The sequence below is a fragment of the Kineococcus aridisoli genome (assembly GCF_050871885.1).
Taxonomy (GTDB): Bacteria; Actinomycetota; Actinomycetes; order Actinomycetales; family Kineococcaceae; genus Kineococcus.
The window spans coordinates 33970-47729 of the sequence record NZ_JBJLSF010000032.1; the positions used below are offsets into that span (position 1 = coordinate 33970).

Annotated in this window: 15 protein-coding genes; 2 read left to right on the top strand and 13 right to left on the bottom strand. The window is 75.4% G+C overall.

Annotated features, from left to right (window positions below; translation table 11 throughout):
* Positions 1-3: 3 nt before the first annotated feature.
* The 3 genes from ACRYM2_RS10940 to ACRYM2_RS10950 all read right to left on the bottom strand — a co-directional run bounded on the left by ACRYM2_RS10940 (position 4) and on the right by ACRYM2_RS10950 (position 3085).
* Positions 4-675, bottom strand: coding sequence for a class I SAM-dependent methyltransferase (locus ACRYM2_RS10940; RefSeq protein ID WP_432522259.1), 672 nt, complete (start codon positions 673-675; stop codon positions 4-6).
* A 164-nt stretch (positions 676-839) separates the two neighbouring features.
* On the bottom strand, positions 840-1844 hold the full coding sequence (locus tag ACRYM2_RS10945) for a phosphotransferase family protein (protein WP_432522261.1): 1005 nt from the start codon (positions 1842-1844) through the stop codon (positions 840-842).
* Positions 1841-3085, bottom strand: coding sequence for a saccharopine dehydrogenase family protein (locus ACRYM2_RS10950; protein ID WP_432522263.1), 1245 nt, complete (start codon positions 3083-3085; stop codon positions 1841-1843). The genes ACRYM2_RS10945 and ACRYM2_RS10950 overlap by 4 nt, the downstream gene beginning before the upstream one ends.
* A 60-nt stretch (positions 3086-3145) precedes the next feature.
* On the opposite strand from ACRYM2_RS10950, the gene ACRYM2_RS10955 reads away from it, so the two are divergent.
* Positions 3146-3763, top strand: coding sequence for a TetR/AcrR family transcriptional regulator (locus ACRYM2_RS10955; protein WP_432522264.1), 618 nt, complete (start codon positions 3146-3148; stop codon positions 3761-3763).
* Here ACRYM2_RS10955 and ACRYM2_RS10960 read toward each other — a convergent pair.
* The 7 genes from ACRYM2_RS10960 to ACRYM2_RS10990 all read right to left on the bottom strand — a co-directional run bounded on the left by ACRYM2_RS10960 (position 3750) and on the right by ACRYM2_RS10990 (position 11124).
* Positions 3750-4763: an NAD(P)-dependent alcohol dehydrogenase gene (locus tag ACRYM2_RS10960; RefSeq protein WP_432522289.1), complete on the bottom strand. Its 1014-nt coding sequence runs from the start codon at positions 4761-4763 to the stop codon at positions 3750-3752. The genes ACRYM2_RS10955 and ACRYM2_RS10960 overlap by 14 nt on opposite strands.
* An 88-nt stretch (positions 4764-4851) precedes the next feature.
* A complete protein-coding gene (locus tag ACRYM2_RS10965) occupies positions 4852-5562 on the bottom strand; it encodes a GolD/DthD family dehydrogenase (RefSeq protein ID WP_432522266.1) in 711 nt (236 codons plus the stop codon).
* A complete protein-coding gene (locus ACRYM2_RS10970; protein ID WP_432522291.1) occupies positions 5559-6629 on the bottom strand; it encodes a substrate-binding domain-containing protein in 1071 nt (356 codons plus the stop codon). The genes ACRYM2_RS10965 and ACRYM2_RS10970 overlap by 4 nt, the downstream gene beginning before the upstream one ends.
* Positions 6630-6720: 91 nt before the next feature.
* The gene (locus tag ACRYM2_RS10975; protein ID WP_432522268.1) at positions 6721-7725 is read right to left on the bottom strand and encodes an ABC transporter permease; all 1005 of its coding nucleotides are present in this window, start codon (positions 7723-7725) and stop codon (positions 6721-6723) included.
* Between the two features lies 1 nt (position 7726).
* Complete coding sequence (locus ACRYM2_RS10980) at positions 7727-9328, bottom strand: sugar ABC transporter ATP-binding protein (protein ID WP_432522270.1); 1602 nt, start codon at positions 9326-9328, stop codon at positions 7727-7729.
* 58 nt (positions 9329-9386) lie between these two features.
* Positions 9387-10151: an SDR family NAD(P)-dependent oxidoreductase gene (locus ACRYM2_RS10985; RefSeq protein WP_432522272.1), complete on the bottom strand. Its 765-nt coding sequence runs from the start codon at positions 10149-10151 to the stop codon at positions 9387-9389.
* 181 nt (positions 10152-10332) lie between these two features.
* Complete coding sequence (locus tag ACRYM2_RS10990) at positions 10333-11124, bottom strand: GolD/DthD family dehydrogenase (RefSeq protein ID WP_432522274.1); 792 nt, start codon at positions 11122-11124, stop codon at positions 10333-10335.
* A 202-nt stretch (positions 11125-11326) separates the two neighbouring features.
* Here ACRYM2_RS10990 and ACRYM2_RS10995 point away from each other — a divergent pair, with 202 nt between their 5' ends.
* Positions 11327-12256, top strand: a complete 930-nt coding sequence (locus tag ACRYM2_RS10995; RefSeq protein ID WP_432522276.1) for a sugar-binding transcriptional regulator — start codon at positions 11327-11329, stop codon at positions 12254-12256.
* Positions 12257-12263: 7 nt separating this feature from the next.
* On the opposite strand, the gene ACRYM2_RS11000 is transcribed toward ACRYM2_RS10995, so the two are convergent.
* From ACRYM2_RS11000 to ACRYM2_RS11010, 3 genes are all read right to left on the bottom strand, one after another.
* Positions 12264-12650, bottom strand: a complete 387-nt coding sequence (locus ACRYM2_RS11000) for a VOC family protein (RefSeq protein ID WP_432522279.1) — start codon at positions 12648-12650, stop codon at positions 12264-12266.
* A 95-nt stretch (positions 12651-12745) separates the two neighbouring features.
* Positions 12746-13186 (bottom strand): hypothetical protein, encoded by a 441-nt coding sequence (locus tag ACRYM2_RS11005; RefSeq protein ID WP_432522281.1) that lies wholly within the window; start codon positions 13184-13186, stop codon positions 12746-12748.
* Entirely contained in the window at positions 13183-13569 is a 387-nt protein-coding gene (locus ACRYM2_RS11010) for a hypothetical protein (protein WP_432522283.1), read from the bottom strand. The genes ACRYM2_RS11005 and ACRYM2_RS11010 overlap by 4 nt, the downstream gene beginning before the upstream one ends.
* Between the last annotated feature and the right edge of the window lie 191 nt (positions 13570-13760).

Below are 13760 nucleotides of genomic sequence, written 5' to 3' on the forward strand. Positions count from 1 at the left end.
GCGTCAGCCGGGGGCGCGCGGGGCGGTGTGCAGCAGGGAGAAGCGCCAGAACAGGTGCCTGCGCACCACGGCTCCGGGCGTCACCCTGCGCGCCGCGTCGCGGACCTCGCGCAGGGTCGTGGTGGCGGGGGCGGTGGGCGCCGTCATCGCGACCGGCCGCCGGGCGGATCCCCGCCGCCAGGTCCGCACCCCTCCCACGACGAGGTTGGCGGGCACGGCCACCGCGCTGAGCAGGTGGTCGGTCACGGTCTGCTCGCGGTAGACGCCGAGGACGAGCAGGGTCCCTCCCGGCGCGAGCAGGGCGGTCAGCCGCTCCAGGGCCGGCTCGAAGGGGACGTGGTGCAGCACCGCCAGCGCGGTGACGACGTCGTAGCCGCCGGGCAGGTCGGCGGTCAGCAGGTCGTCGCAGCGCAGGTCGACGTTCCGGTGCCCGGTCAGCAGGCGCCGGGCGGTCTCGATGCAGGTGGGGTCGAGGTCGAGCCCGGTGACGTGGTCGGCCCGGGCCGCGAGCCGGCGCACCAGCTCGCCGGTGCCGCAGCCGACGTCGAGCGCGGTGCCGGTGCGCCGCGGCAGGTGCCGCTCGATCCAGGCGTGGTGGTGGGCGTTGTGGTCCCACGGGTGCTCGCGGTTCCACTCCTCGCACCAGGCCAGTGCCCGCCGCCCGAGCGTCGTCACGGCCACCACCGTAGGCGCGGGCCGGGCTCGGCGGTCCCCGGCCTGGTGCTCGCGCCGTCGGCCGGACGGTCCTCCCGGGCCTCCGCGCCCCACCTCGCACGTGGTGGGGCCACGGTCGCGCGGTGACGGGTTCCCCTCCGCCTCGCCACCGCGCGACCGGTGGATCAGAGGCGCAGGTACTGCGGGCCGGCGCTCTCCACGGCCGCCAGCGCGGAACCGGCCGGCGCCTCGGCGTCGGCGGGCAGGAAGCACAGGTCGCAGCGGGCGTTGTAGGTCAGCACCCAGCAGGCCGCGGCCGCGGCGGCGGCGCGCTGGCGGGCGCTGAAGGGGCGCGAGCGCGCCCGCTCGTAGTCGTCCAGGAACGCCGCCACCTGCTCCACGGCGGGGGAGACGGCGTTCGCGGCGCCGCCGGCGGTGTGCGAGCCGGCGCTCATCCCGACCAGCTCGGCCTCCGGGCGCGCGGTGAGGCTGTCCCAGTCGAAGGCGGCGCTGACGAGCGGGCCACCACCCGCGTCCTCGACGAGGACGTTGCCGTCGTACCAGTCGCTGTGGCCGGCCACGTCCTCGCCGCTGGCCTCGCGCAGCACCGCCGCCGCGCGGGCGGCGAGCGCGTCGACGCGGTCCGCGCGCGGCGAGCGGCCGCCGAAGTCGAAGAGCGGGTCGTGCGGGGCCGGCCACGGACCGCCCTCGTAGCGCGCCCAGGCGGGCGCGCCCGGGCGCAGCGGCTCGGCGGGGACCGCGCGCAGCACCTCCACCTGCTCGGCGAGGCTGACGGCCAGCGCGGTGCGCACCGCGGGCAGCGTCGCGTCGGCCGGTGCCCCCTGCCGCAGCAGCGTCTCCACCACCACGGCGCGGCCGTCGCGCAGCACGGGGCCGTGCAGCGGCAGCGGGCACGGGTAGCCCCGCTCGGCCAGCACCCGCTGGGCGCGCGCGGCCAGGCGCAGGTGGACGAGGTCGGCGCCCAGCCGGTGCACCTTCACCGCCACCTCGCGCCCGTCGTGCAGCCGCAGGCCGTAGACCGCGCTGATGCGCCCGGCGCGCATCAGCACCTCGGCGGTCCCGGACCCCAGCCCGGTCTCCAGGTGCCCGTCGAGCCAGGCGTCCACCTCGTCGCGGGCCAGGAGCCCGAAGACGGCGCGCTCGACGCCCTCGACCACCGCCGCGCTCACGCCGGGACCCGTTCCTGCAGGCCCCACGGCGCGTCGTGCGCGGTGGTCAGCAGGTCCAGGAAGGGCACCGCGTCGAACTGCTCCGGGCTCATCACCCCGCTGCCGCTCCAGCGCCCCTGCGCCAGCAGCTCCAGGGCGACGACGGGGTTGACGGCCGTCTGCCAGACCACGCACTGGGCGCCGTCGCGCTCCATCGACCAGGCGTTGTCGACGAGGTGGTGCAGGTAGACCTCGCGCGGTGCGCCGTCCGTGCCGCGGCCGGTGACCAGCAACCCCGCGCAGGTCCTCCCGGTCATCCGCGGGCCGAGCGCGGCCGGGTCCGGCAGGCAGGCCGCGACCACGTCGCGCGGGGCGACCCGCGCACCGCGCACGTCCACCGGTTCGGTGCTGTCCAGGCCCAGCGCGTGCAGCGTCTTGAGGACCCCGATGAACTCCGCGCCCAGCCCGTACTTGAACGTCACGCGGCGCGCGTCCAGGTGGCGGGGCATGAGGAGGACCTCCTCGTGCTCGACGTTGACGCACTCCACGGGGCCGATGCCGCCGGGGAAGTCGAACACCTCCGGTTCGCTGAACGGCTCGGTGGTGAACCACCCCCTGCCGCGCTCCCACACCACGGGCGGGTTCAGGCACTCCTCGATCGTGGTCCAGATGGAGAACGAGGGGGCGAACACCTCCCGGCCGTCCTCGTCGAGCACGCGCAGGTCCGCGCCGTCGCGCGTGCCCAGCTCGTCGATCTCGGAGAACAGGTGGTCGGCGGCGTAGCGGGCGAAGACGTCCGACAACCCGGGTTCGACGCCCATGCCGACCAGCGCCAGCCGCCCGGCCCGCTCCCAGTCCGCGGCCCGGGCGAACTGCTCGTCGCCGAGCTTGACGCCGGTGCGGGCGTGCGGGGCGGCCGGGTCCGGGCGCGAGAGCGACATCGCCATGTCGAGGTAGTCGGCGCCGGCGGCCAGCGCCCCCTCGAAGACCGGCAGCACCCAGCGCGGGTCGACGGCGTTGACGACGTGGGTGGCGCGGTGCTCGCGCGCCAGCGCCTGCACGGCGCGGGCGTCGGAGGCGTCGACCCGCGCGCTGCGCAGTCGCCGCTCGCCGGGGTGGCGCTCGCAGGTGGTGCGCACGGCCCGCTCGGCGCGCTCGGCGTCGTGGTCGGCCACGACGAGCGCCTCGAAGAAGTCCCGGCGCGCCGCGATGCGCGTGAAGGCGCCCCCGACCCCTCCGGCGCCGATGAGCAGGATCCGCACGGTGCGCCTCCCCGGTACTATCGATCAGCTGATCAACAAGAACGCTAGGGGGGCTCCCGGATGGTGTCAACGACCCCGCGGGCGCGGGTGCGCAAGGACCCGGCCGAGCGCGCGCAGGAGATCCTCGCCGCCGCGCGGGCGGTGGCCGCCCGCGACGGGCTGACCGCGCTGACGCTGCGCTCGGTGGCCCGCGAGGCGGACGTGGCGCCCTCGCTGGTCGCGCACTACTTCCCCGAGGTCGAGGCGCTCGTGGCGGAGGTCTTCGGCGCCCTCGCGCAGGAGGAGGAGAGCGGGCTGCGGGCGGAGCTGGCGCAGGTGGCGGACGCCGGCGAGCGGCTGAGGCACCTGCTGGACTGGCTGCCCGCCACCGACCGCGCGGGCATGACCGCCCTGTGGCTGGAGGCCCTGGTGCTGGGGCGCCGCAACGCCCGGCTGGCCGAGCGCGCCCGCGAGGACCTGGGGCGCTGGCAGTCGCTGGTGCGGGAGGAGATCGCGGCGGCCGCGGCGGCCGGGGCGGCGCAGGTCGAGGACCCGGCCGACGCGGCCGCCCGGCTGCTCGCCTTCAGCGACGGCATCAACGAGCACGCCCTCGTCGGCTACGAGGAACCGGCGCTGCGGGTGCGCTTCCGCGAGGTCGGCGAGCAGGTGCTCCGGATGCGCCCGCTCAGGACTCGCTGACCACCACGACGGCCTTCATGCTCAGCGGGTCGGAGTCGGCGTTGAGCGCGTCCTCGACCTGCTCCAGCGGGTAGCGGGCGGTCACCATGTCGTCCAGGTGCACCGCACCGGAGGAGACCAGCTCGATGCCGCGCGGCCAGGTGTCGACGTAGCGGAAGACGCCGGTCACGCTGATCTCCCGGCTGGCCACCAGTGAGACGGGGATCGGCATCTCGTCCGCCCCCATGCCCACCAGCACCACCGTGCCGCCGCTGCGGGTGGAGCGGATGCCCGAGAGCACGGCGGGCGTGGCGCCGGAGCAGTCGATGAACGCGTCGGCGCGCAGCGCGGCGATCTCCTCGGCGTCGGCGACCGGGTGCAGCGCCCGGGTGGCCCCGAAGGAGGTGATGCGCTCCCGGCGCGAGTCGACGAAGTCGGTGACGACCACGTCGGTCGCCCCGCGGGCCCGCACGGCCTGCGCGACCATGGCGCCGATGGGGCCGGCGCCCGCGACGAGCACCTGGTCGCCCGGCGTCACCTGCGCCTTGTGCGCGGCCCACAACCCCACCGACAGCGGCTCCAGCAGGGCGGCGGTGTCGAAGGACATCGCGTCCGGCACCGCGAAGGCCTGGTCGGCCGGGGCGGTGACGTAGTCGCTGAACGTGCCGTCCACCGGGGGCGTGGCGTAGAAGCGCATCTGCGGGCACAGGTTCATCCGGCCGGACTTGCACTGCCGGCAGCGCCGGCAGGGCCGCTGCGGGTCGACGGCCACGCGCTCGCCGATGCGCGACTCGGGGACGTCGCGGCCGACGGCGACGACCGTGCCGGAGACCTCGTGGCCGAGCACCAGCGGGGAGTCGACGACGAAGTCGCCGATGCGCCCGTGCTTGTAGTAGTGGACGTCGGAACCGCAGACGCCGACCGAGGCCACCCGCAGGAGCACCTCGTCGTCCGCGGGCGTCGGCACGGGACGCTCCTGCAGCTCCAGCACGCCCTGCTTCAGCAGGACGTTGGCGCGCATCGTCGTGGGCACGGTGGTGTCGGTGGTCACGGTCTTCCTCCAGGGCTGGGTCGTCGTGGGAACGGTACGGGCCGGGGCGGGTCGGGCGTCAGCGGACCGTGTAGCCGCCGTCGACGAGCAGGTCGTGGCCGTTGACCATGGCGGCGCCCGGGCCGGCCAGGAACAGCACGGCCGCGGCGACCTCGGAGGCCTCGGCGAACCGGCCGACGGGGACCTGCGCCCGCAGCGCCTCACCGGCCGGGTTCTCCCAGTTCGGGCGGCTGAGCGGGGTGAGCACGACGGTGGGGGAGACGGTGTTCACCGTGATGCCCAGCGGGCCCCACTCCAGCGCGAGCGTGCGGGTCATGCCCAGCAGACCGGCCTTGGAGGCCGCGTAGGCCACGTGCCCGGCCAGGCCGACGCTCGCCGCCTGCGAGGCGATCGTGACGATGCGCCCGCCGCCGCCCGCCACCAGGTGGCGGGCGGCGGCCCGGCTGACGAGGAAGCTGCCGGTGAGGTTCACCCGCAGGGTGCTCTCCCAGCCGGCGAGGTCGATCTCCAGCGCGGGGGCGATGGTCGCGGTGCCCGCGCAGTTGACGACGACGTCCAGGCGCCCGGCCCGGGCCACCACCTCGTCCACGGCCGCCTCCACGCCCGCGGCGTCGGTGACGTCGCAGTCGGCGAACAGGCGCCCCTCGCGCGGCTCGGGTGCGGTGCGGTCCAGCACCGCCACCCGGGCGCCGGCCTCCTCCAGCGCCTCGACGACGGCGGCGCCGATCCCGCCGGCGCCGCCGGTCACCAGGGCGACCGAACCCCTCACGCGGCCGGGATCCCCTCGGCGGCGATGTCGCCGGTCTCCAGGTTCTCCTTCGTCATCGCCGGCAGGTCGGCGAGGAACTGCTCGCGCTCGGTGACGACGTGCTCGATCGCGACGTCGACGTTCGCCTTGGTGATCTTCGGCATCTGGTACACGGGCTCGGTGTTCACATCCTCGCCGCGGGCCACGGCGGCGGCCACGGCGAGCCCGGCGGACAGCTCCACGGTGCCGTTCTGCAGCATCGTCCCGATGAACTCACCGCTCTTGACGGCGTTGAGGCCGTCCTCGATGCCGTCGATGCCGACGATGGGGACGCTGACGCCGGCCTCCTTGAGCGCCTGCAGGGCGCCCAGGCCCATGTCGTCGTTCTCGGCGACGACGCCCTTGATGTCCGCGCCGAAGGCGGAGATCCAGTTCTTCACCTTGTTGACGGCCTCGTCGCGCTTCCAGTTCGCGGTGTCCTGGGCCAGCACCGTGATGCCGGGGTACTTGGCCAGGACCTCCTGGATGCCCTTGGTGCGGTTGATCTCCCCGGACTGCCCCAGCGGCCCCTGCAGGACCACGATGCCGCCCTGCCCGCCGAGGGCGTCGGCCATCATCTGCATCTCCGCCGCGCCTGCGGCCACGTCGTCGGGCTGGACGTTGCCGGCCAGGTCGGTGGAGTTCAGCTCGGCGTTGACGGCCAGCAGCGGGATCCCGGCGGCCTTCGCGGCGGCCACCTGCGGCTGCAGCGAGTCGGCCTGCACGGGGACGACGATGATGGCGTCGACGCCGGCGTTGACGTACTGGTCGACCTGGCTGGCCTGGGTGTTGACGTCCAGGTTCGCCGAGTTCCACAGCAGCTCGATGTCCTCGGCCTCGGCGTAGGCGTCCATCCCCTCCTTGCCGGCGGTGATGAACGAGCTCATGTCGTAGACGCTGACGCCGATGCGCAGGCCGCCGGAGCCGCCCTCGCCGCCGCTCTCGCCGCCGCCCTGGTTCGCGGTCGGGTCACCGGCACCGCAGGCGGACAGGGCCAGGGCCAGGGTGCCCGCGCCGAAGCCGCCGGCCAGCAGCGTGCGGCGGTTCAGGGGGGCGGGGGTGCTGTTCTGCGACACGGGGGTCTCCTTCGAACGGGACGTCGCGGGGGGAGGAGGGGGAGCGGGGGAGCGGTGCACGGGGTCAGGCCCGGCGCTTGACCGACCAGACGTCGACGGCGACGGCCGCGACGATGAGGACGCCCTTGATGACGTCCTGCCAGTAGGCCGGCACGAGCAGCAGGTCGAGGCCGTTGTTGAGGGTCTGGATGAGCAGCAGGCCCAGCGCGGTGCCCCAGACGGTGCCGCGCCCGCCCATGAGGCTGGCCCCGCCGATGACGACGGCGGCGATGGCGTCCAGCTCGTAGCCCTGCCCGAGGTTCGGCGGGCCGGAGATGACGCGCGAGGCCAGCATCACGCCGGACAGGCCGGCCAGCAGACCGCTGACGGCGTAGACGCTGAACAGCGTGCGGCGCGCGTTGACGCCGGCGATCTCGGCGGCGACGCGGTTGCCGCCGACGGCGTACACGCGCATGCCGTAGGAGGTGCGGCGCATGATGATCCCCAGCGCCACGATGCCGACGATCATGACGATGACGGGGATCTGCAGGCCCAGCACCTTGGTGTTGGCGATGGTGCCGAACTCGGCGGGCAGGCCGTTGATGGGCGCACCGCCGCCGATGACGTAGGCGATGCCGGAACCCGCGGTGAGCATGCCGAGGGTGGCGATGAACGGTGGCACGTCGATCCGGGAGACGAGGATCCCGTTGACCGCCCCCGCCAGCAGGCCCACCGCCATCGCCGACAGCACCGTCAGCCACACCTGGCCGGGGTTGGCCTTGGCCACGGCCGCCGACGTCATCGCCGCCACGGCGATGACGCTGCCGACCGACAGGTCGATGCCGCCGGTGAGGATCACCAGCGTCTGCCCGAGGGCGATGAGCGCGAACGGGGCGGCCGCGATGAGGATGTTCTGCAGGTTCTCCGGCGAGGAGAACCGCAGGCTGCGGTAGCTGAAGAAGGCGATGACGAGCAGCATCACGATGAGCATCGCCCGGCGGATGAGCTGGGCGACCAGCCACTCGCGGCTGAAGCGCCGGCGCGGGGCGGTCGCCGGGGTGGGGTCCGCCACGGTCTGGGTGGAGGTCATGTCAGGCGTGTCCTTCGCCGCTGGGGGTCGCGTGGGGAGCCCCGCTCGGGCCGTCCCCGCGCGGGGTGAGGCCGGAGCTGAGGCGGAAGATGAGCTCCTGCACGTGCGGGGCGTCGAGGTCGTCGCGGGTGAGCTCGCCGACGACGCCGCCGTCGCGCATGACCAGGGCCCGGTGGGAGAGGCCGAGCACCTCGGTCATGTCCGAGGAGGCCATGACGACGGCCATGCCCGCCGCGGCCAGCTCGGTGATGATCCGGTAGATCTCCGAGCGGGCACCGACGTCCACGCCGCGGGTGGGTTCGTCCAGCAGCAGCACGTCGACGTGCTCGGTGAGCCAGCGGGCCAGGACGACCTTCTGCTGGTTGCCGCCCGAGAGGGTGCCGACGTCCTGCGAGAGCCCGCGGCTGCGCAGCCGCACGGACTCCATGGCCTGCCCGACCCGCTGGGTGCGCGCGCGCTGGCGCAGCCAGCCGGCGACGGAGAACGTCGCCAGCCGCGGCAGCGTGCCGTTGTCCAGCACGGACAGGCCCATGACGGCCCCGGCGTGCTTGCGGTCCTCGGGGACCAGCGCCATGCCGGCGGCGATGGCCGCGGCGGGGTCCTTGCGCCGCACCTGCCGGCCGGCGACCTCGATGGTGCCGCCGGTGGTGGCGCGGACGCCGAAGATCCCCTCCAGCAGCTCGGTGCGGCCGGCGCCGACGAGCCCGGCAAGGCCGAGGACCTCCCCGCGGCGCACCTCCAGCGACGCGGTGCCGCGCTGCCCGGCGACCTGCAGGTCGCGCACCTCCAGCACGGGCTCGTCCTCGGCGGGCACGGTGTGCAGCGGCGGGAAGAGGTCCTCCAGCTCGCGGCCGATCATCGCGGTGACGATGTCGTCGTCGCCCACCTGCGTCATCGGGCCGTCCAGGACCAGGCCGCCGTCGCGCAGGACGACGACGCGGTCGGCCAGCTCGCGGATCTCGGCCATCTTGTGCGTGGTGAACACCATGGCCACCCCGTCGTCGCGCAGGCGCCGCACGACCCGGTACAGGCCCTCGACCTCGCGCTCGGAGATCGCCGAGCTGGGCTCGTCGAGCAGCACGACCTTCGCGCCGCGGCTGGAGTTCTTGACGATCTCCACGATCTGCTGCATCCCGACCGGCAGGGTGCCCATCCGGGCGCCCGGGTCGATGCGGACCCCGAACACCTCGAGCATCTCCGCGGCCCGCGAGGCCATGCGCCGGCGGTCCAGGGTGCCCAGGCGCGTCTTCAGCTCGCGCCCGACGAAGAGGTTCTCGTAGACGGTCATGTCGGCGATGGAGGCCAGCTCCTGCGGGACGATCGCCACCCCGAGGCGGTGCGCGGCGCGGATCCCGCCGCCGGCCAGCGGCTCGCCCCGGACCAGGACCTCGCCGGAGTCGGCGCGGTACTGCCCGGCGGCGATCTTCATCATCGTCGACTTGCCGGCGCCGTTCTCGCCGGCGAGGGCGGTGACGGTGCCCAGCTGCAGCGACAGCGACACGCCCTTGAGCACGGGCACGCCACCGAAGGACTTGTGCAGGTCGCGGCACTCGAGCACGACGTCGCGGGCGGTGGGCCGTTCCACGGGTGCTGCTGCGCTCACGATCCCTCCCCGGGGGCGCGGACGGTGCTGCGGGTCACCACGCCGGTCACCACGCCGGTCACCACGCCGTGTACCCGCCGTCGGCGACCAGGACGCTGCCGGTGATGAAGCTCGCGGCGTCGCTGGCCAGGAAAACCACGCTCGGCGCGATCTCCTCCGGCAGCGCGTACCGCTGCTGCGGCGCGTCCTCGATCCAGTACCGCTGCAGGTCGGGGCGGTCCACGGGCGCCATCTCCGTCTTGACGTACCCGGGGGCGACGGCGTTGACGCGGATGCCCAGCGGCGCCCACTCGGCGGCCAGCGACTTGGTGAGGTGGTGCACCGCGGCCTTGGAGGCGTTGTACGCCGGCTGCATCTGCGGGCGGTTGACGATGATCCCCGACATGGACCCGACGTTGACGATGGAACCCCGGCCGGCCTCGCGCATGTGCGCGCCGACCGCCAGGCTCGTCTTCCACAGCGCGCGCACGTTGAGGTCGAACACGGCGTTCCACTGCTCGTCGGTGACGTCCCACGAGGGCGCGTGGTAGCAGGTGCCGGCGTTGTTGACGAGGACGTCCAGCGACCCCAGCGCGGCGACGGCCTCGTCCGTCATCCGCTGCACCGCAGCGTCGTCGGTGATGTCGGCCTCGATCGCGACGAGCTCGATGCCGTCCGCGGCCGCCTCGGCGACGGTCTCTGCGTTGCGGGCGCCGTTGCGCGCGGCGATCGCCACCCGTGCGCCGGAACGGGCCAGCGCGAACGCGAAGGCCTTGCCGAGCCCCTGGTTCCCGCCCGTCACGAGTGCGGTGCGTCCTGCCAGGGAGAAGGCGTCGTAGCTCATCGTCGGAACTCCGGTTCGATGGTTCGCTGGAGCGGGGTGCCCCGGCGTCCGTGGTGCCGCCCGGGGCCGGGCGGCACGGGTGTCCCGCGGTCGGCGGGACGGGGGCGCTGCCCTGCGCCCCGGTCGGCCACAGGTTTCCCCCGGCCGGCTCGGATGTCAAAACCTCTGCTCACATGAGCAGTCAGCGGATCGTGAAACCTCCGTCGACGACGAGGTCGGCGCCGTTGACCATGTCGGCCGCGCCTGAGGCCAGGAACAGCGCGGCCCCGGCGATCTCGCGGGGCAGGGCGAACCGCCCGGTCGGGATGGCCGCCTTCGCCTGCTCGCCCTTCTCGCCCGCCCACGCCTTGCGCCCGAGGTCGGTGAGCACGACGGTCGGCGAGATCGAGTTCGCGGTGACCCCGCGCCCGGCCCACTCCGAGGCCAGGACGCGGGTCAGGCCGACGACGCCGGCCTTGGAGGCGCAGTAGGCGGCGTGCCCGTCCAGGGCCACCGACGCCGCCTGGGAGGCCATCGTGACGACCTTGCCGCGCCCGCGCGCCAGCATGTGCCGGCCGACGGCCTGGGCGGTGAGGAACGTGCCGGTGAGGTTGATGGCCAGGGTGCGGGTGAAGGCCGCCGGGTCGAGCTCCTCGGCGGGGGCGAGGTCCACGATCCCGGCGCAGGTGACGAGCACGTCGACGCCGTCGGTGGCGGCCTCGGCGGCGGCGGTGAACTCCGCCACGGCCGCCGGGTCGGACACGTCACCGGCCAGGCCCACGGCCTCGCCGGGCAGTTCCGCGGCGCGCCGGCGGGCGGCCTCGCCGTCGAGGTCGACGACGACGACGCGGGCGCCGCGCTCGGCGAAGACCCCGGCGATGGCGCTGCCGATGCCGGAGGCCCCGCCGGTGATCAGCGCGGTCCGCCCGTCGAGGCGGAAGCTGAGGTCGACGGCCTCGTCGGTCGGCTCGGTTCCGGCTGCGGTGGTGCTCACGGTTCCTCCGGGGTCTGCGGGACGGGTGGCCGGGGCGGTGGGGGCGCTGCACCGCGGCGGGGACCGGGGCGGCGCTGCCCCCGGTCCCGGCCCCGGCGACGGTGCTCGCGGTCGCCGCGCTCCCTCGCGTCCGGCCGTTCCAGTGGCGCAGATGCTCGCCACCGGCTTGCACGGTTGTCAAACCCTCTGCTCACATGAGCACATGGGCCCCGAGGAGATCACCGAACTGGTCGCGGTGGCGCGACGGCACTACCTGGACGGGGTCTCGCGCGTGGACATCGCCAAGGAGCGCGGGCTCTCCCGCTTCAAGGTCGGCCGCATGCTGCAGACCGCGCTCGACGAGGGTTTCGTGCGGATCGAGATCCACGCGCCGGCCGGTGTCGACTACGAGGTGTCGGAGGAGCTGCGGGTCCGCTTCGGGCTGCGCCGCGCGCTCGCGGTGCAGACGCCGGACGAGTTCAGCGTGCGGGAGGCGCTGGGTCAGGTGGCCGGGCAGCTGCTGCGCGAGATCGTCACGCGCGACGACCTGCTGGGGATCGACTGCGGCCGCACCCTGCGCTCGATGACCGGTCACCTCGGCGGCATCGCCCACTGCGACGTCGTCCAGATCACCGGCATGGGCGGGGCGGTGGGCGACACCGGCCCGGACATCACCCGCGCGATCAGCGAGGTGAACGGCGGGCGGGTCCACTCGGTGTTCGCGCCCATCGTCGTGCCCGACCGGCGCACGGCCGCCGCGCTGCACGACGCGCGGGCGATCCGCACCACCCTGTCGCTGTTCCCGCGGGTCACCAAGGCGGTCGTCGCCATCGGGGCCTGGACGTCGGAGCTCTCCCAGATCCCCGCGCTCATCGGTGCGGAGGAGACCCGCCGGCTCGCGGCCGCCGGGGTGGTGGGGGAGACGGGCGGGCTGCTCGTCGACGCCGACGGCCGGCGCATCCGCGCGCTGGACGAGCGCCGGATCGCGATCACCGACGAGCAGCTGCGCGCCGTGCCGGACGTCATCGCCGTCGGCGGCGGGCGCGGCAAGACCGCCGCCGCCCAGGCGCTGCTGCGCTCCGGCCTGCTGTCCTCGGTCGTCACCGACGTCCACCTCGCGCGCCGGCTGCTGGCGCAGGCGCCGGGGGCCTGAGCGTCCGTCAGCGTCCCGGACCGGTGCCTGCGGGCACCGCGCCGGGCAGGTGGAAGTGCGGGTTCTCGATGATCCCCAGCACGCTGCCGGCCGGGTCGAGCGCGGTCGCGACGCGGATCCCCCCGCCGACCTCGCGCACCTGCTCGCGCGGGGCGGCGCCCGCGGCCAGCAGCCGGGCCAGGGCCCGCTCGGCGTCCTCGACGCCCCAGTACGTCACCGGGCCGACCGCCGGGTCGCCGGCCGGGTCCAGCGCCAGCTCGTAGCCGGCGACCTCGAAGCCCACGTAGAAGGGCTCGTCGAAGTACGGCTCGATCCCCAGCAGCCGGGCGTACCACCGCCTGGCGGCGGCCAGGTCGGGAGCGGGGTAGACGACGGTGCGCAGTCCGAGGAACACGGCGTGCCCTTCCAGTGCGGTCCGGCGCCGCGCCCGGTGACGCGGTCGCCGCTGATCCTGGCGCGCACCTGCGACACGGCGGTGCGGACGTCGGCTCAGCGCGCCAGCGCGGCCACCGCGCCGCCCAGGGCCAGCAGGGCCCCGAGCGTGCGCACGCGGTCCGCCCGCAGCAGCCGGGTCAGCAGCGCCGCGCTCGGGCCCTCGCTGCCCAGCCGGGCGTGCAGGGGAGCGGCCACGAGGGCGGTCGTGGCCCCGGCCAGCGCGCTGCCCGCCGCGGCGACGACCAGCGCCGCGTCGAGCCGCTGCGTCAGCGCCACCCACCCCCAGGCGGCCACCAGCCCCGCGTACAGCGGTGCCACGAGCAGGACGATCCGGTGCGAGTGCGCGCCGTGCGCCGCGCTCCAGCGCTCCGGCCCGACCTCGGCCAGCGCCGGGTAGACGACGACGCTCACCACGGCCTGGAAGCCGGCGTGCAGCGCGCACGCGGCGAGCAGCGCCACGAGCGGTCCCGCCCCGGCGGCCAGCGCGGGCGTCACCGGTCCCCGCCCGCGCGCTCGTCCCCGTCCCCGCGCTCGTCCTCGTGGTCCGGCTCGTCCTCCAGCGCGGCGTACCAGTCGGCGTACGGCGAGCTCCGAGCCAGGTGCCGGGTCAGGTCCGGGGCGCCGTCGTCCCACCACACCGGGCCGCGCTCGCCGAGGGCGTGCTTGGCCGCGTCGACGCGGGCGCGGGCCCGCTCGCGCGCCGCGGGGTCCCCGGCCCGCAGCGCGGCGCCCTTGTCGCGGCGGGCGCTCATCAGCTCGGCGACGAGCTCGGCGCGCCGCCCGGGCTCCAGCGCGGGGTCCGAGCACCGCCACAGCCGCCCCCGCACGACGAGGTAGCGCCCGTCGGGCGTCGTGGGCGTGCTGCCCGGTCGGGGCACGAGCGCCTCCACGGGGTCGCGGGCCGGAGGGCGGGGTTGGACGGGACCCATCCTCGCCGTGCCCTGGGGGGGGGGGGGGGGGGGGGGGGGGGGGGGGGGGGGGGGGGGGGGGGGGGGGGGGGGGGGGGGGGGGGGGGGGGGGGGGGGGGGGGGGGGGGGGGGGGGGGGGGGGGGGGGGGGGGGGGGGGGGG